Genomic DNA, 17,072 nt, shown 5'->3' on the forward strand with positions numbered 1-17,072 from the left:
GGCGTTTTCCATGACCATCACCGCAGTTTCCAACGCATCACTGCAGCACGAGATCGACGCGGCCGGCGGGCCGCTCGCACTGCTCCGCGACGGCCGGAGCGGCACCTTCCCCTTCCCGATTGCCCCCGAATTCACAAACTGGCGTGACGAGCAGGAGGCGTGGCGCAACTCGGCCGCCCTCATGGACCTCTCGCATCACATGACCGACCTCGTGATCTCGGGCCCCGACGTCGTAAGGCTCCTCAGCCACGTGGGCGCCAACGGCTTCAAGGGCTTTGGCGCAATGAAGGCGAAGCAGCTCATCGCGGTGAGCCCCGACGGCTACATGATCGGCGACGCGATCCTCTTCGGCCTCGCCGATGACGTCGTGCGGGTCGTCGGCCGCCCGCCGGCACTGAACTGGGTGCAGTACCAGGCCGAAATCGGCGAGTACGACGTCTCGCTGCGCCGCGACGAGCGCACGGTACAGAACCCGAACGGCCGCGAGCTCTACCGCCTGCAGCTGCAGGGGCCGACCGCCGGGCCCATCTACGAGAAGGTGAATGGCGGCCCGCTGCCCGAGATCCCGTTCTTCCACATGGGCAAGTTCAAGGTCGGCAATTACGAGGTCACCGCGCTCAACCACCGCATGAGCGGCTTCCCGGGCTTCGAGTTCTTTGGCCCCTATGCCGAGCTCGAGGGCGTGCGGCAAACGCTCCTCGAGGCGGGCGCCGAGTACGGCATTCGCCAGGTTGGCGGCCGCGCCTACGCCTCGGTGGCCACCGAGTCGGGCTGGATCGCCAATACGCTGCCCGCCTACTACTCGTCGGAGGCCACCCGCGGCTTCCGCGAGTGGCAGTCGCGCCGCTCGTTCGAGGCGAACCTGCAGCTCGGCGGGTCGTTCGTGAGCGACCGCATCGAGGACTACTACCTCACCCCGTACGATCTCGGCTACGACCGCATGATTCGCTTCGACCACGAGTTCATGGGCCGCGAGGCGCTCGAGGGCCTTCGGGACGCCCCGCACCGCAAGAAGGTGTGGATTCAGTGGGAGCCGAGCGAGGCGGCGCGCATCGTCGAGAGTTACACGCTGGAGGGCGACGCCCGCCACAAGTACCTCGAGATGCCGGCCGCGTTCTACACGGGCGCTCACTTCGACCGCGTCGAAGACACCGACGGCAACCTCATCGGGTTCGCCATGCTCACGAGCTATACCGCGAACGTGCGCGGCTGGATCTCCCTCGCGGTCGTCGACGAGTCTGCCGCGGTCGAGGGCGCCGAGGTTCGGGTGATCTGGGGCGAGCCGAATGGCGCGACGAACAACCCGCAGGTGGAAGCGCACACCCTCACGGCGGTACGTGGGCGCATCAGCGACCGCCCGTTCCGTGAGGGCACGCAGGGGTCGGGCGCCTAAGCGCGCTGGCTTACTGGCTCACTGGCTCGAGCACGGCCTCAAAATCAACATGGATGCGCGCCCCGCCGCCAAGCGTCGATGCGATGACTTGGCGCGCGGGGCGATTCTCCGCGTCGGGGTACAGCTCGAGCCAACACCTGTTGAGGTCGTCACGATCGGTGGCATCGGAGAGCCGCACGGTCACTTTGAGCACGTCGTCGGGCGTCGCGTCGGCCGCGGCGAGCACGTCGCGGATGCGCGCAAACACGGCGTCGCACTGCGCGGCGAGCGAGTCGGGCATCTCCCCCGTTGCGGGGTCGCGTCCCGTGAGCACGCCCGTGCGCAGGAACGGCCCAATCTGCGCCGCGACGGGAATCGGGTTTCGATGCCCGAACGAGTCAAGGTAGATGCTGCGCCGCGCCATGGATGGTGTTCCGCCCCGCTAGGCGACGCTGCTGTCGGTGAAGGTCGCGACGCGGTGCTGCACGTCCTGCGTCTCGACCGCGGTGAGCGTGTGCACCTCGTGGGCGCGCGCCGTGGCCTCAATCTCGTCGAAGTCGGCGCCCGACTCGATGAGGGTGACGAGCTCGTCGTGCTCCTCGAGAGCCTTCAGTGCGCGGCCCGGCGCCGACCAGAACGCCGAGCGACGAATCACTTGCATGCGCATCCACTCCGCCTCGAGCAGCGCAAGCAGGTGGTCGTCGTCACACTTCGCGTACAGCACGGCGTGGAACTGCCGGTTGAGCTGCCCGAACGTCGTCGTGTCGAAGTTCTGCAGCGCCTCGCGCATTTGCTCGTTCAGCTCCCGCGCCGCGGTAAGGTCGTCGGCCGTGAGGTTCGGCGCCGAAAGTGCGGTCGCGAGGCCCTCGAGCCGCGAGAGGAGCCGCAGCGTGCGATGCCACGCCCCGCCGTCGAAGCGGCGCACGATGGCACCGACGTTCGGAATGATCTCGACCCAGCCCTCGGCCTCGAGGCGGCGCAGCGACTCACGCCACGGGCCCGAGCTGATGCCGTACTCGCGCGAGACCTGATCGATCACGAGCCGAAAGCCGGGCACGAAGGTACCGTCGGCAATGCGAGCCTTGAGAATCTCATAGGCCTGTTCCGACTTGCTTTTCGCGGGTTCCGACTTCTTCGTCTCGCCGGCTTCTTGAATCGCCATGCCCAGATCATAATAGATATTTCAAGAGATTTTGCAGGCAACGTGGCCGCCGAGCGCTGCGGGCAAGCCTGGCACACTGATCTCGCCACCACCAAACGACCCCGTGGAGCACCGTGACCACTATTCCCGGCTGGACCGACGGCCTTCCCTACAAGGTATTTCGCGCGCACCAGGTGCTTCGGCGCCTCGTCGATGAGGCATTCGCCGAGATCGGCGTGACCGCGAGCCAGCTCGGCGTCGTCGTGCACCTTGCGGAGCTCGGGCGGCTCTCGGGCTCCGACGTCGCGCGTTCGCTGCACATCTCACCGCAGGCCGCCTCGACGTCGCTGTCGGCGCTCGAACGCCTCGAGTGGGTGCGCCGCGTGCCGCACCCGTCGCACGGTCGCATCATTCTCTACGAACTCACCGACGCCGGCGTTGAAGGTGGCCGCCACGGGCTCGAGATTCTCGCCGCACTCCACACCGACCTCGAGGCGAAGGTGGGCGAGCAGCAGATCGATGAGACGAAGCGACTGCTCACCGAGCTCGTCGAACACGTCGAGGGGCCACAACCGGAGTACACCCCGGTGTGGCCCCTGCCCTGACCTGCTTGCGTCAGGCCATGTGCGCCGCGCGGTACTGCGTACGCGCGTAGTCGTCGTACGGCGACGGGCGCACGACACCGCGAATCCGGGCAAAGCCGAGGTCGGCCTCGGGATCGGTGCCGTGACCCGGGTGCTCGCCATAGACGAGCGTGACCTCGGTACCCGGCGTCGCCGCCCGGTCATCGACGATCGACAGGGCGAGCACCCGGTCGAGCGGCGCGATATGCGCCGTCCAGAAGGTCATCCCCACGAGCCCCTGCGCATCTTCGAGCCGGAACCGGCCGTAGCTGTTGAAGTAGCCGAGCCCCTCGCCAAGTACCCGCGCGACGTCGTCGCGATCGAGCTCGACCGTGACCCGGGTGCGGTGCGTCTCGTCCTTCGCCGCCGCGAGCGCGTCGCGGCCAATGAAGTCGTGCCCAAGGTGCACCGAACGCCCATACCCGAGCTCCCACGGGGTGAGGTAGTAGTCGGCGATATCGTCGGAGTAGTAGCTCCCGCTGAGCGGCCGCTTGCCCTCGAACGAGAACTCGCTGATCGACTCGCGGTAGTCACGCAGTCGCTCGTCGAGGTAGATCGCCGGCGTCGGCGTCGGAATCCAGCCGCTCTCAACCCCGTTCGTGAAGTACGCGAGCCCGCCCACCTGCGCGAGCCCGCTCGGCTCACCCGCCGCGAGCAGCGCATCCTTCACCGCCTGGTAGTCGCCGAAGTCGCCGATGAGTTCGAATCCCGCCTGCCCGGCCATGCCGTGGCGCAGCGCCCGCACCGGGCGGTCGGCGATCGACACGATTGCCGAGTGGAAGAACTTCACATCGGGCGCGGCGCCGCCGATCGCCCGCTCGACGACCTCGAGCGCGCGCGGCCCCTGCACCTGAAAACGGAAGTGCCGACGGGTGCCGTCGCGCTTGACCGACGAGTCGGGCTCGATCTCGACGCGAACGTCGTAGTTGCCGGTACGGGCGTGGTAGTTCACCCAGGTGTGGGATGCGGGCGGCCCCGCGAGCACGTACCGGTGCGTGTCGGTTCGGAGCAGGATGCCGTCGGTGATGATGTTCCCGTCGTAGGCGACGGGAATGAACTGCTTCGCCTGGCCGACCGCGAACTTCTCGTAGTTGTTCGCACTCACGCGCTCGAGGAGGGCGGTCGCGTCGGCGCCCTCGATGACGGTGTCGAACATGTGGAACGAGAGGTCGAAGATCGCGACACGATCGCGCCAGGATGCCTGCTCGGCGCCCCAGCCCTCGAACTCGGGTTCAACGACGGGCACAGCCCAGGCGGGTGCGCCGGGTTTCCAGAGCAGTTGGATTGGCGATCCGGCTGCGTCGATGGCCTCTTGGAGATTGCGTCCTTGCATGATGTGGTTCCTTTGCGGAGGTGAGTCGCCAGGTCAGGCGAGGTAGTTATGCACCCACTGCGACGTCGCTTCGACGCCCCCGAAGGTGTAGAAGTGCACGGCGACGTCGCCGTGCACGGTTGGGTCGAGCCCGTCGGCGAGCTGATCAATGAGTCGCTCGGGCCCAGCGGTACCGACGAGATTCGCGAGCGAGAACCCGTATTTCTTGACGATGCCGGCGCTCGACGAGATGCCGAAGCGGCGAGCGAAGCCGAGTAACCGCTTCACCCCGGCGGGCCCGGGGAGCCCGAGTCGCACCGGCGCACTGATTCCGCGAGCGCGGAGCTCGCGCAACCATTCGAGAATCGGCGCCTCGTCGAAGCCGAACTGGGTGATGATCGTCGACTCGATCCCCTGCTCGGCAAGCGCGGCCGACTTTGCCTCGAGCTCACGCCAGAGCACGTCGTCGGGGATATCGGGGTGCCCTTCGGGATACCCGCTGATCGAGACGTGCGTGACGCCAAATTCGGGGAGCAAGCCGGTCTCGATGACGTCGCGGGCAGAGGCGAACGGGCCCTCGGGAGTGGCGGGATCGCCGCCCACGACGAAGACGCTGCCGCTCGCGTTCGCGTCGCGCAGCGCGCCGAGCACCTGCCGCAGCTCGTCGGTGCTCGTCAGCCGCCGGGCGGCGATGTGCGGCACGGGGGTCAGCCCGGCAGCAAGTACCGCCTTCGCGCCGGCGACGCGCTCGGCGAGCGATTCGGTCGCGAGAAAGGTCACGTTGACGCGAGTGTGGGCGGGCAGCACTTTGGCCGCCCCCGGAAGCTCGGGGGCGTCGCGCGCGGTCATCTCGAGCGAGAAGTTGTCGAGGAGGGCAGCGGCCCCGGTGGTGAGAGTCATGGTTTGAACCTGTTCCGTGGGGGTCAGTCGGCAAACACGACGGTTTCGGTGCCGTTGAGCATGACGCGGTCTTGGCAGTGCCAGGTGACGGCACGAGAGAGTACCTGACGCTCGACGTCAGAGCCGCGCCGCTGCAGGTCGGCGGCGGTGTCGGCGTGGGTGACGCGCACGACGTTCTGGTCGATAATCGGCCCCTCGTCGAGGTCGGCCGTGACGTAGTGCGCGGTGGCGCCGATGAGCTTGACGCCCCGCTCCTTCGCCTTTCGGTAGGGGGCGGCGCCGATGAAGGCGGGCAGGAACGAGTGGTGGATGTTGATGATCGGCACGCCGACCCGGTCGAGGAAGTCCTCCGAGAGGATCTGCATGTATCGCGCGAGCACGATGAGATCGGCGTTGCCGTCGAGCAGCTTCACGATTTCCGCTTCGGCTTCGCTCTTGTCGGCGCCTTTCGCGGAGGGGACGTGGAAGAAGGGCACCCCGAACTGCCGAACGTCGTCGGCGACGTCGACATGGTTCGAGATGACCATTGCGACGGTCATGGGGATGTCGCCGCGACGCTGGCGCCAGAGCAGATCGAGCAGGCAGTGGTCGGCCTTCGAGGCGAGAATCGCGACGCGCTTGACGTCGGAGGCGGGAACGAGTTGCCATGTGAGCTCCAGTTCTTCGCCCACCTTGCGCTCGAGGTCAGCCTCGAGGTCGGGGCGCTTCGCCGCGAAGTCGGTGATTGTGAGCACGGTGCGCTGAAAGAAGTTCCCACCGACCGGGTCGTCGCTGTACTGGTCGAGCGACACGACGTTCGCGTCGTACTTCGCGAGCACCGACGAGATCGCGGTGACAAGCCCGGGGCGGTCGGCACCACTGACGAGCAGGGTTGCTCGGTCGCGGCGTACGGCGATGGGCAGCTGCCCGGTGGTCGGCTGCGTGGCGCTCAATTCGACTCCTCATTGTGGCGAAATGATTCCGGTCACCTTCGACCGGCATGGTTTCAACGTACTGAAACCATGCCTGAGTGTCAACTATCTGAAACTGAGCATGTGGGACGAGCCCCTGACGACCCGCCGCCGGTCTCCTTACTCCACCGACCTACTCCGAGAGCGCGAGGAACTGCTCGACCACCGGGTTCCACTCGCGCGTACGCCGGGAAACCAGCAGGGCGTGCAGCGGCGGCAGCGCCGGCTCGAGTGGGCGCGCGACGAGTCCCGACCGGGCGAACACGTCGCCACCGGGATCGGGCAGGACGCTCGCGGCGAGACCCGCCTGAATCAGCGGCAGACTCACCTGGATCGTCGAGACCGTGCGCAGACGCGCCGGCTGCACCCCCGCATCCGCGAGCCCCCGCTCGACCAGCTCGGGAAGGCTCTCGAGCGCCGTCGTGCGCTGCGGCTGCACGAGCTCACGGTGCGCGAACTCTGCCAACTCGACGGTGCCATCGGGGGCATCATCAGCTGGAAAAACCCCGACGAGCGGCATCGGCCGCCAGCGCTGAATGACGAACTCGTCACCGTATCGACGAGTGAAGTCGTCCGTGTCGGCCACCATGATGGCCGACACGTCGACGCTGTGCTGGCGGAGATCGTCGATCGCATCCCACGGCGGCGGGTCAAATAGCCGCACCTCGAGCTCACGAGTCGAGGTGAAGGCGCGCAGCCGGACCGGCAGGTGGTGCCACATGAGCACGGGCACGGCCGCGATCGTGAGTGTGCCGCGCGCCCCGTCGCGAAACGCCGCCACGGCATCGATGAGATCGTCGACGTCGCCAAGAATCCGCGCCGCGGATCCGACAAGGTGACGCCCCACCGCGGTGGGACGCACGCCGCGCGTCGACCGCTCGAGGAGCTCAATGCCGAACATCGACTCGAGCTTCGTGATCGCCATGCTCAGTGCCGGCTGCGAAAGATGAAGCCGCTCCGCCGCCGCGGAAAACGAGCCCGCATCGACCACCTCGAGGTAGTACCGCAGCAGTCGCAGCTCTGGTGTTGGACGTATACCTGGACCCTCCATATCAGTAGAGCTTATACCGACGCGAGGCGACTGCCCGGTTCCGCACCCCGCGCCACCCACGAAGACTGGCGGCACGGGTGAGGGTGGCGTGAATCCCCTCCGCCACCCTCACCCGCCCATCCGCCCCGCCCGACTAGGAGTCGACGATGCTTCCCGTCACGAATTTCGATACCCCCTTCCAGCTCACCCGCGCGAGCCACGTGCGGCTCGGCGTCACCGACCTCGAACGCAGCGTGGCGTTCTACCGCGACACGATCGGCCTCGTCGTCACCGAGGTCACCGACGACGTTGCGTACCTGCGCGGCCTCGAGGAGGCGGCCCACCACTCACTCGTGCTCGAACGCACCGCCGACGCCAAGGCTCACGCCGTCGGCCTGCGCGTGCGCAGCGACGCCGACATCGTCGCCGCCGAGAAATACTTCGGCGAAAACGACATCGAGTTCGAGCGCGTCGAGGCCGACCACCAGGGCCCGACCATCCGATTCCGGGATGCCGTCGGTACCCACATCGAACTCACGAGCGAGTTCGACCTCGTCGACCGACGCATGCAGCACTACGACGAGTACCGCGCCGGATTCCCGCAGCGCATCGACCACTACCAGTGCGTCACGCACGACGTGCAGAAGGCGACCGACTTCTGGACCGGCCTCGGCATGCGCCTCACCGAGTACACCGCGAAGGACGGCACCGACGAGCTGTGGGGCACGTGGATGGAGGTGAAGGGCAACACGCACGACCTCGTATTCACGAACGGTCGCGGGCCGCGCCTGCACCACTTCGCGTACGCCGTGCCCGACGGCGCCTCGCTCCTGCACGCCGCCGACGTCGCGGGGGCGACCGGATTCGGCAACGAGATCGACCGCGGGCCCGGGCGCCACGGCATCAGCAACGCCCTGTTCCTCTACCTTCGCGACCCCGACCAGCACCGAATCGAGCTGTTCAACACGCACTACCAGTTCATCGACCTCGAGACCCCGCCGATTCGCTGGGACGTCTCGAACCCTCGCCGCGCCCAGCTCTGGGGCCTGCCCGCGTCGAGCCGCTGGTTCTTCGAGGCGAGCGAGTTCCCGAACGAGCCGACGCACGAGCCGCTACTCAAGGCCTCGCCCGAGACGCTCGAGGAGTACCTCGGGCTGCACTAACTCCCGGCCCTACCGGCCCTTGCCCATCCAGCCCGCCCCGCCTATCCACCCCTGACCTCCCCGACCAGACCTGACAAACGCGACGAGACCTGATGGCATGCCATCAGGTCTCGTCGCGTTGATCAGGGTTCGTCGGGCTGACCAGGGCCCGCGCAGGCGCTAGATGCGGGCAACCGCGCGGCGCGCACCCTCACCGAGCGACTCGAGCTTCGCCCAGGCGATCTGCGAGTGGATGCGGCCGCCGAGGCCACAGTCGGTCGAGGCGATGACGCGCTCGGGGCCGACGATCTTCGCGAAGCGAGCGATGCGCTGCGCGACGAGGTCAGGATGCTCGACAAGGTTGGTCGAGTGGCTCACGACGCCGGGCACGAGCACGAGGTCGTCGGGGATGATCGACTTGTTCTCTTCCCAGATCTCCCACTCGTGCTCGTGGCGCGCGTTCGCGGCCTCGAACGACACCTGGCCGACGTTTGCCGAGAGCACGGTCTTGAGGATGTGCTTCAGCTCGATGTCGGTCGTGTGCGGGCCGTGCCACGAGCCCCAGCAGAGGTGCAGGCGCACGAGTTCCTTCGGCAGACCCTTGATTGCCTCGTTGATCGCGTCGATGCGGATCTGCGTGAACGCGAGGTAGTCCTCGACGCTCGGCTCGGGGTTGATCTGGTCCCAGTTCTCGGCGAGCGACGGGTCGTCGAGCTGCACGATGAGGCCGGCGTCGGTGACCGCCTTGTACTCCTCGTGGAGGGCGGGCACCCACGCGTCGATGTGCTCCTGCTCCGAGGCGTAGAAGGCGTTCTGGATGCGCGCGGCCGAGCCGGGCGCGATGGCGGTGAGGAAGCCGCGCTCCCCCGGTTCGAGCGCCGCGTTGAGGTTGCGCACGTCGGCCGCGATCGCGTCCTGGCCGGTGTAGCGAATCTCGCCGGTCGTCGCGGGCCACTCGGTGGCGTTCTTGCCGGTGCCCATGCCGCTGTCGGGGTCGGCGTAGGCCTCGGCGAACTTGGTCCAGTCGCGGCGGTCGGGGAACGAGGTGAGCTGCACGTTGCCGGGCGTCGAGCGCACGGGCTCCTGCGTGAACGGGTTGTCGCCCGTGAGCGAGAGGCCGTCGTTGCGCTGGAACGAGTAGGTCCACCACGCGCCGTAGTCGACCGCGTTCGACATGGCCTTGCCGAACTCGCCGTCGCCGGGCTGGGTGATGCCGCGCTCGCGCTGGCGTTCGACGACGTCGCGCACCGCCTCGGTGACGAGGGCGTCGTACTCGGGCGTCGACTCGAGCGTGAAGCCGTCGTCGGCGAGCTTGCGCGAGGCGTTCGCCTCGATGAGGGCCTGGGTACGGGGCAGGCTGCCCGCGGTGGTCGTTTCGATCTGCGTCATAGTGCTCAAAAAGTATCGAAGAACCCCTGATTTGCTGCGGAATGTGACGCAGTGCGACGTTGCGCGGCGGTTGGGGGTGCGGCCGCGACCATGACGCGCAGGTGAACATTGCGCGACATCTGGCGGCGCATCCGCTCGCCCGTGCTGGGATGGAGGCATGAGCACCGTCGATCCCGACGCCGCGCGACGCGAGCGGCAGGCTCGCACGACCACCGCATCCGACCTCATCTTGCCCGCGCTGGGCATGCTGCTGCTTCCCGCGATCACCACGCTGCTGATTGTGCGGATGATCAAGGCCTCGATCGCGATGCATGCCCCCGGCTGGAACATTTTCCTCGCGATGACGGTGATGACCGTATCGGCGGCTGTCGTGCTCTTCTGCCTCGCGCGGTGGTACTCGGTCGTGCGCCGCAATCAGCGCCTGCCGGGCGTGCTCGTGCCGATCGCTCTCGCGGTGCTCGGGGTCGGCGCCGGCTTTGGCTTCTCGCCGGAACCGCCGGCGTGGGTGGCATCGTTCGAACCGCGCATGGATGCGCTGATTCTCATCGCGATTGGGGTGGTGCTGCTCGTGCTGAGCGGCTGGACCCGCGCCCGTCGCATCGCCCGGAACGAGCTCGGGGCGGAGCTCATGCGTGCCGCGCCGCCGGTGCCGGGGTACGTCTCGAATCAGGGTTACGACCTCATGGACCCCGACGCGGTCACGCTCCTCACCACCGTGACGTTCACGTTCCTGGACGCCGACGGCGTGCGCCGGTTCGTGCAGAAGTACCAGACGATTCCCCGCGCCGACCCGATCGTGAACGGCGAACGCGTCGACCTCTGGTTCGACCGCGCCGAGCCGTCGAACACGAAGCGCATCATCGTGCGGCGGCGAGCGGCCGGGCAGCGGGCGTAGGCCGGATGCGCGCGGGCTGGCTGTTGCGCGCGGGTTGGCTGCGCGTCCGGTTACGCCTGGGCGTCCGGTCACGCCTGGCGGCTAGCATTTGGGCATGAGCAGTAGCGACCCGATCGACGATGTCCAGATCGATGGCGACATGATTCGGCTCGGGCAGTTCCTGAAGTTCTCGGGGCTGCTCGACACGGGCAGCGATGCGAAAGAGATCATCGGCGAGGGCCACGTGCGAGTGAACGGCGAGCGCGAGACGCGCCGCGGCCGGCAGCTGCACGACGGCGACGTTGTCGAGCTCGGCGGACACGAAGTGCGGGTGCGCGCCGGGACGTGAGCGGCGGCCAGCCCCGCGTATCCGGGCTCGCTGGGCTCGTGCGCTGACAACTGGCGCCGCTGCGAACAACTGGCGCTGCTGCGGACAACTGGCGCCGTCAAAACGGCGCCAGTTGTCGCTGGCGGCGCCAATTGCGCGGCCCCGCGGGAAGTCGGAGGCGCGGCCTACACTTTCGCCATGACGACACTTGGTATTGGTGGGCTGTTTTTTCGCAGCCGCGACCCCGACGCCCGCGCGGCCTGGTACCGCGAGCACCTCGGCATTGACGCCGGCCACGACGCGATTTGGAAGCAGGACGCTGGGATGACGGTCTTCGCGCCGTTCCCCTCCGACAGCGACTACTTTGCCGACGACCAGTCGTTCATGCTGAACCTCCGCGTCACCAATCTCGACCACCTCGTAGCGCGGCTCACCGCGGCCGGCATCGACGTCGACGCCCGCCCCGAGTGGGACACCGAGATTGGCCGCTTCGTGCGCATCCACGACCCCGAGGGTCTGCCGCTCGAGCTGTGGGAACTCCCGGCCGACAGCTGACGTTTCGTCGCCGCGCATCCACGCCCAGCGGCGAACGCCCCCACGGCCGCGAGCGGATACGCGGCCGCGAGCGGATACGCGCGACATACAGCCCACGACTGGCGCCGCTGCGAACAACTGGCGCTGTCATAACGGCGCCAGTTGTCGCTGGCGGCGCCACTTGTCGCTGGCGGTGACGGTGGCGTCGACGAGCACGACGACGCCCGCCCCGGATTCCCCGGCGCGGCGAAGCCGCCGCTACAGCTCGGTGGTCGCCGAGGTGCCGGGGCCGTCGGTGCCCCGGATCTTGGCGGCCAGGATCTTCACCGCCGCGATCGTCTTATTGCCCTCAACGCCCCAGAACTGGGCTGACTCGGGCACGACCTTGAGCAGCCCGAGATTGGGGTCGTCCTTGCCACCATCGAAGTACGAGGAGACCTGGCCGTCCCAGAGCTCCTCGACCTTGGCTCGGTCGTCCACGAATTCGGCGGTGCCTGCGACCGAGAGCCACGACCCGGTCTCCGCGAAGGCGAGGTTCACCTGCGGGTTCTCGCGGATCGCATCCGCTTGATCGCCCTGCAGTCCGATGAAGAACCAGGCGACGGCGTCGTCATCAACCGCCTGCGCAGTCATCGGATGCGAGACAATCTTGCCTTCCTTCGTTGCAGTGGAGAGCATGAGGATCTGCTCGCCTCGCATGATCTCGAGGACCTGCTCCCTGCTCAACTCATCCTTCGTACCCATGGGGCCTCCCTCGCCATCGAAGTTCCGCCGATCGTACGTAGACGGCCTGACCGGGCACTCAGGCACTGACCGACTGGTTTCAGAGCCTCGGGGCGACCAATTGCCCGGTCGTGGCCGCGCGATCGAGGTGCCGGCGCAGTTCACAACCCGCGACTGGCGCTGCTACGAACAACTGGCGCTGTCATAACGGCGCCAGTTGTCGCTGGCTGCGCCGGTTGTCGCTGGCGGCGCCAGCGCGGCCGGGCACCCCCGCGCAGCAGTGGCCCACCGGCCGGCGCAGCAGCGACCGCACCCGGGAACGACAAAGGCCCCGACTCCTCAGCGTTTTGCTGAGAACTCGGGGCCTTCGACCTGGCGGTGACGGTGGGATTTGAACCCACGGTGGAGTCGCCCCCACACAACATTTCGAGTGTTGCACCTTCGGCCGCTCGGACACGTCACCAGCGTCAATTTTAATCACATTTCTCGCAGCCCGCGCAACTTTTTCTTTCCTCGGTACGATTCGCACGAGATGACTCCCGACCGAACCCCCGCATCCGACCGCAACGCCAAACGCCTCGCCTGGATCACCGCAGCGGCCGCCGCCGTCATCCTCGCGATCGTCGCCGCCATCGCGTTCCTCCCCCGCGAGACCAGCACGACGACCGCCACGACCTCCGCCCCCGAGAGCACGACCCCCACGCCAACCCCGACGCCGAGCGCCGCCGAGACCCTCGACGCCCCCGGCTTCGACCCGAACCCGGGCGCATTCACCCTGCCCGACGCATCCGGCACACCCATCGAGGCAAGCTTCGCCCTCGCCGACGACGCGACGCCGTGGGGCGGCACCGTCGGCTTCAGCTTCGAGGCCACCGAGCTCGCGAACCCCGCCTGGAACTCCGACAACTCGAACCTCACGGTCATGCTCGCGGGAGTCGAGCATCCTGCCCTGCGCTTCGGCGGGAACAAGGTCGACCGCCGCATGTGGTGGACCACCTCAGACGAGCCCGCCCCGAGCTGGGCCGAGGCGACCGTGACCCCCGCCGACCTCGAGCGCGTCGCGGCCGTCGCCCACGAGATCGACGCCGAGGTGACGCTCGTCGTCGACCTCGGCCACGACGACCCCGACCGCGCCGCCGACATGGTGAAGCACGCGTACGCGGCGTTCGGCGACTCGCTGCTCGCGATCACGATCGGCAACGAACCAAACGGCTACTCCCCCGAGGCGCAGCCCGACCTCGCGGTGCGCGGCGACGACTGGGACACCGACGCCTACCAAGACGCGCTCGAGGAGTACGGCGACGCGATCGAGGCGGCCGCCCCCGGCACGACGTTCGCCGGCCCGGGCGCCTACGACACGACCTGGATGCGCGCCTACGTCGAATCATCGCTGCCGAACAAGGTCGCGGTGACGCAGCATTGGTACCCGCTGTGGCGGTGCGACGGGCCCGACTCGGCACCGTCGAATCCGACGATCGAAGACATGACCGCGCCGACGCTGCGTGAGACGACGCGCAAGATCATCGGCCAGGGCGCGAAGGTCGCCGCCGAGGCGAACCTGCCGCTGTGGATCGAAGAAACCGGCCCCACCTCATGCTCGGGCGGCAACGAAACGTCGCGCACGCACGCCCAGGCACTCTGGACCGCCGACTACTCCCTCACCGCAGCCGAGACCGGGGCCGAGCGCATCGCGTTCCACTCGATGCTCGGCGCGTGCGATGGCGGCGCGCCCATGAGCCCGGTGTGCGCGACGGGCAACGTGAACGACCCGGGCGAGCTCATCCAGGGCCGAACCTCGTACCTCGCGCTCATGCAGCTGAGCTGGATCCCCGCCGGTCACCTCCTCACGCCCACCGTCTCGGGCAACGGCGAGACGACGGTGCACGCGGTCGCGGGCGACGACGGCTCGCTCACGTTCGTCATCGTCGACCTGCGTGACCCAGCCGACGGCGGCGACGCCGTGCCGGTCGAGATCTCGGCACCGACGGGGCTCGACGGCGGCTCGGATGCGCCAACCGCCTGGGCGCCCGAGTCGGGTTCGACTCTTTCGGGCGCATCCCTCGACGCGACGGCGAGTTCGCTGCCGGCGATGGCTCCCGTGGAGTCGAAGCTCGCTCAGCTCACGCTGACGGCCGATTCGCCGGTGACGCTCTCGAGCGCGCCGGGATCGACGACGGTGGTGACGTTTGATCCGGTCGGTGGCGGCCACGCCGCGCCGGATGCGCCGACGGCGTCGCCCTCCGCGACCGCCGAGTGAGGCTGCGCGCGACGTGCGTCGTGGCGCCGCGGCCGACGACGCTGCTGAATGAGTGCATCCTGCGGCGAGCGGCATGACGGCACACCATGCACCCGGTCACCGTTCGATGCACCCACTCGGCGAGGAGGTGCATCCTGCGGCGAAGGGCGGTACCGCGCACCATGCGGCCGCTCGCCGTGCGATACCGCCACTCGCGAAGGGCAGCGATCAATGACGGCCGGCGCAAGAGCCGCCGTTCGCGAGGACCCACCCCTGTGGACAACGCCGCCCGTGTCGGAGGCCGCGCCTAGGCTGGTCGTATGGCCACGAAAAGCAAGCAGCGCAACACGTTTGAGTGCACCGAGTGCGGCGCCGAGACCGTGAAGTGGGTCGGCCGCTGCCCCGAGTGCCAGGCGTGGGGGTCCGTGGTCGAGAAGGGCACGAAGTCGGGCATCGCGGCGCGCGCCTCGGCAATCGCGCCGTCGCATCCGGCCCTCCCGATCACCGAGATTCCGCACGATAGCGCGGCGCAGCACCACGCAACCGGCATCGGCGAGTTCGACCGCGTGCTCGGCGGCGGCATCGTGCCGGGCGCGGCGATTCTGCTCTCGGGCGAGCCCGGCGTCGGCAAGTCGACGCTGCTGCTCGAGACCGCCTCGCGCATCGCGGCGACCGGCGCGCGAGTGCTCTACGTGTCGGGCGAAGAGTCGGTGACGCAGGTTCGGATGCGCGCCGAGCGCACCGACGCGCTGCAGCCGACGCTGTTCCTCGCGGCCGAGACCGACCTCGAAACGGTGCTCGGCCACATCGAGCAGACTGATCCGGCGCTGCTCATCGTCGACTCGGTGCAGACCGTCTCGTCGGCGAACATCGACTCGCTCGCGGGGCAGCCGAGCCAGGTGCGAGAGGTCGCGTCGGCGATCATCCGGGCGGCGAAGACCCGCAACATGCCCGCGATTCTCGTCGGCCACGTCACGAAAGACGGCAACGTCGCGGGCCCGCGCCTGCTCGAACACCTCGTCGACGTCGTCGCCCACGTCGAGGGCGACCGGCAGACAGCGCTGCGCTTCGTGCGCACGCTGAAGAACCGCTTCGGGCCGACCGACGAGGTCGGCTGCTTCGAGATGTCGGGCGAGGGCATGACCGAGGTGCCCGACCCCTCGTCACTCTTCGTGAGCGAGCGCGACAACCCCGTCGCCGGCTCGGCGATCACGATCGCCCTCGAGGGCAAGCGCGCGCTTCCCGTCGAGGTGCAGGCGCTCGTCGTGCCGACCCAGGCGCCGAACCCCCGCCGCATCACGAACGGCGTCGACTCGAGCCGCGTCGCGATGATCCTCGCCGTGCTCGAGCGCCGCTGCGGCACCGCCCTGAGCGACCACGACGTCTACGTCTCGACGGTCGGCGGGGTGCGCCTCACCGAGCCCGCGGCCGACCTCGCGATCGCGGTCGCGCTGCAGTCGGCGAAGCGCGGCGTCTCGACGGCACCAAACACGGTCGTCGTCGGCGAGATCAGCCTCGTCGGCGAGATTCGGCACGTCGCCGCAGAAGACCAGCGGTTCACCGAAGCGCAGCGGCTCGGATATACGAAGCGCTTCGGCCCCGAGCGTGGCACCGTGCGCCGGGCGCTCGACTTCGCGCTCGCGACGATCAGCCCGGCCGAGCCGCCGAAGCTGCGCCGGTAGCCGCGCGGGCCTCGCGCGCAGCAGCCGGCTGCGTCGCGGTCCGCGCCCCGCGCATCCGCTACTGCAGGTCGAAGTACGTCGGCTCCGACGCGACCCCGCCGATCGACACGCTCAGTGAGTAGTACGCGCCACCGCCGACCGCGGCGGGCCGCGAATCGGAGTCGCACGTGTCGGGCGACGAGCGTTCCCGCACCCACTCGATCTCGGGGGCGGTCACCTCTTTGCCCGGCGTGAGCTCAACGACCTGGCTCGTGCCGCCGGTCTGGCAGTGCGTCGACACCCAGATCGTGTCGCTGCCCGACATGATCGTGTACACCTGCGCCGACGTTCCGACGTCCATGATGCAGGGCGCATCGCTCGTGTTCACGACCTTGAGCGACAGCTTCGGCAGCGCGTCGGCCGCGTAGCTCTCCGCGTCGGTGATCGCGGTGACGGTGACGTCGTCCTCGGTGCAGACGGGGGTGGATGTTTCGGTCGGCTCGGGCGACTCGGTCGGTTCCGGCGTCGGCTCGGGTGTCGCGGTGTCGCCCGGGTTCGCGGGCGTCGCGTCGGTGGAGGAGGTCGGCGCGACCTGCGCGCCCGTCTCAACCGGCGTATCCCCGCCCCGCAGCGCGCCGACGAGCGCGGCAACACCCCACCACACGAGCAGCACGACCACGACGACTAGCAGCGCCGCTACGAGTCGCCGACGGCGATACACCGCCGCGCTCGGCTTCTTGCCTGCGCCCCGCTGTTCACTGCCCTGCCCCGTGTCACCACCCTGCCCGCTCATGCGCTCAAGCCTAAACGGCCACGGCGGGCGAAGCCGGAGCCTCGCCCGCCGTGGCGGTGTGTTG

17 protein-coding genes and 1 tRNA gene are annotated in these 17,072 nt (G+C 68.5%); 8 read left to right on the forward strand and 10 right to left on the reverse strand.

Translation table 11 applies throughout. The features are described 5' to 3' along the window. The first annotated feature begins 10 nt into the window (after positions 1–10). Positions 11–1,393, forward strand: a complete 1,383-nt coding sequence (locus G328_RS0107740) for an aminomethyltransferase family protein (protein ID WP_019618777.1) — start codon at positions 11–13, stop codon at positions 1,391–1,393. A 10-nt stretch (positions 1,394–1,403) separates the two neighbouring features. Here the strand turns inward: G328_RS0107740 and G328_RS0107745 are convergent, their stop codons facing one another. Together G328_RS0107745 and G328_RS0107750 are read right to left on the reverse strand one after the other, a co-directional pair. Continuing rightward, a complete protein-coding gene (locus G328_RS0107745; RefSeq protein ID WP_019618778.1) occupies positions 1,404–1,796 on the reverse strand; it encodes a RidA family protein in 393 nt (130 codons plus the stop codon). 18 nt (positions 1,797–1,814) lie between these two features. Then, positions 1,815–2,534: a GntR family transcriptional regulator gene (locus tag G328_RS0107750; protein ID WP_019618779.1), complete on the reverse strand. Its 720-nt coding sequence runs from the start codon at positions 2,532–2,534 to the stop codon at positions 1,815–1,817. Between the two features lie 113 nt (positions 2,535–2,647). On the opposite strand from G328_RS0107750, the gene G328_RS14735 reads away from it, so the two are divergent. Continuing rightward, entirely contained in the window at positions 2,648–3,118 is a 471-nt protein-coding gene (locus G328_RS14735) for a MarR family winged helix-turn-helix transcriptional regulator (RefSeq protein WP_019618780.1), read from the forward strand. 10 nt (positions 3,119–3,128) lie between these two features. Here the strand turns inward: G328_RS14735 and G328_RS0107760 are convergent, their stop codons facing one another. The 4 genes from G328_RS0107760 to G328_RS0107775 form a co-directional block, all read right to left on the reverse strand. Beyond that, positions 3,129–4,469 (reverse strand): aminomethyltransferase family protein, encoded by a 1,341-nt coding sequence (locus G328_RS0107760; protein ID WP_019618781.1) that lies wholly within the window; start codon positions 4,467–4,469, stop codon positions 3,129–3,131. A gap of 33 nt (positions 4,470–4,502) precedes the next feature. Next, a complete protein-coding gene (locus G328_RS0107765) occupies positions 4,503–5,348 on the reverse strand; it encodes a methylenetetrahydrofolate reductase (RefSeq protein ID WP_019618782.1) in 846 nt (281 codons plus the stop codon). Between the two features lie 23 nt (positions 5,349–5,371). Continuing rightward, positions 5,372–6,280, reverse strand: coding sequence for a formyltetrahydrofolate deformylase (gene purU / locus G328_RS0107770; RefSeq protein WP_019618783.1), 909 nt, complete (start codon positions 6,278–6,280; stop codon positions 5,372–5,374). Positions 6,281–6,431: 151 nt separating this feature from the next. Beyond that, positions 6,432–7,349, reverse strand: coding sequence for a LysR family transcriptional regulator (locus tag G328_RS0107775; protein WP_083919591.1), 918 nt, complete (start codon positions 7,347–7,349; stop codon positions 6,432–6,434). A gap of 146 nt (positions 7,350–7,495) precedes the next feature. On the opposite strand from G328_RS0107775, the gene hpaD reads away from it, so the two are divergent. Then, entirely contained in the window at positions 7,496–8,491 is a 996-nt protein-coding gene (gene hpaD, locus G328_RS0107780) for a 3,4-dihydroxyphenylacetate 2,3-dioxygenase (protein WP_019618785.1), read from the forward strand. Between the two features lie 159 nt (positions 8,492–8,650). Here hpaD and G328_RS0107785 read toward each other — a convergent pair whose 3' ends face one another. Further along, positions 8,651–9,859, reverse strand: coding sequence for a cobalamin-independent methionine synthase II family protein (locus G328_RS0107785; RefSeq protein WP_019618786.1), 1,209 nt, complete (start codon positions 9,857–9,859; stop codon positions 8,651–8,653). A gap of 157 nt (positions 9,860–10,016) precedes the next feature. Between G328_RS0107785 and G328_RS0107790 the strand changes: the two genes are divergently transcribed. From G328_RS0107790 to G328_RS0107800, 3 genes are all read left to right on the forward strand, one after another. Further along, positions 10,017–10,754, forward strand: coding sequence for a hypothetical protein (locus tag G328_RS0107790; protein ID WP_019618787.1), 738 nt, complete (start codon positions 10,017–10,019; stop codon positions 10,752–10,754). Between the two features lie 94 nt (positions 10,755–10,848). Continuing rightward, positions 10,849–11,082, forward strand: a complete 234-nt coding sequence (locus tag G328_RS0107795) for an RNA-binding S4 domain-containing protein (RefSeq protein ID WP_019618788.1) — start codon at positions 10,849–10,851, stop codon at positions 11,080–11,082. A 177-nt stretch (positions 11,083–11,259) separates the two neighbouring features. Next, positions 11,260–11,616 carry a VOC family protein gene (locus G328_RS0107800; protein ID WP_019618789.1) on the forward strand — a complete coding sequence of 119 codons (357 nt, stop codon included), beginning with the start codon at positions 11,260–11,262 and terminating at the stop codon, positions 11,614–11,616. 237 nt (positions 11,617–11,853) lie between these two features. Here G328_RS0107800 and G328_RS0107805 read toward each other — a convergent pair whose 3' ends face one another. Then, positions 11,854–12,339 (reverse strand): pyridoxamine 5'-phosphate oxidase family protein, encoded by a 486-nt coding sequence (locus G328_RS0107805; protein ID WP_019618790.1) that lies wholly within the window; start codon positions 12,337–12,339, stop codon positions 11,854–11,856. Positions 12,340–12,691: 352 nt separating this feature from the next. After that, positions 12,692–12,781 (reverse strand) — tRNA-Ser (locus G328_RS0107810). A gap of 69 nt (positions 12,782–12,850) precedes the next feature. On the opposite strand from G328_RS0107810, the gene G328_RS14740 reads away from it, so the two are divergent. Beyond that, on the forward strand, positions 12,851–14,575 hold the full coding sequence (locus G328_RS14740; protein WP_019618791.1) for a hypothetical protein: 1,725 nt from the start codon (positions 12,851–12,853) through the stop codon (positions 14,573–14,575). 299 nt (positions 14,576–14,874) lie between these two features. Further along, a complete protein-coding gene (gene radA, locus G328_RS14745; protein ID WP_019618792.1) occupies positions 14,875–16,236 on the forward strand; it encodes a DNA repair protein RadA in 1,362 nt (453 codons plus the stop codon). 58 nt (positions 16,237–16,294) lie between these two features. Here the strand turns inward: radA and G328_RS14750 are convergent, their stop codons facing one another. After that, the gene (locus G328_RS14750) at positions 16,295–17,008 is read right to left on the reverse strand and encodes a hypothetical protein (protein ID WP_019618793.1); all 714 of its coding nucleotides are present in this window, start codon (positions 17,006–17,008) and stop codon (positions 16,295–16,297) included. Between the last annotated feature and the right edge of the window lie 64 nt (positions 17,009–17,072).

It is taken from the genome of [Zimmermannella] faecalis ATCC 13722, assembly GCF_000381765.1.
Lineage (GTDB): Bacteria > Actinomycetota > Actinomycetes > Actinomycetales > Microbacteriaceae > Gulosibacter > Gulosibacter faecalis.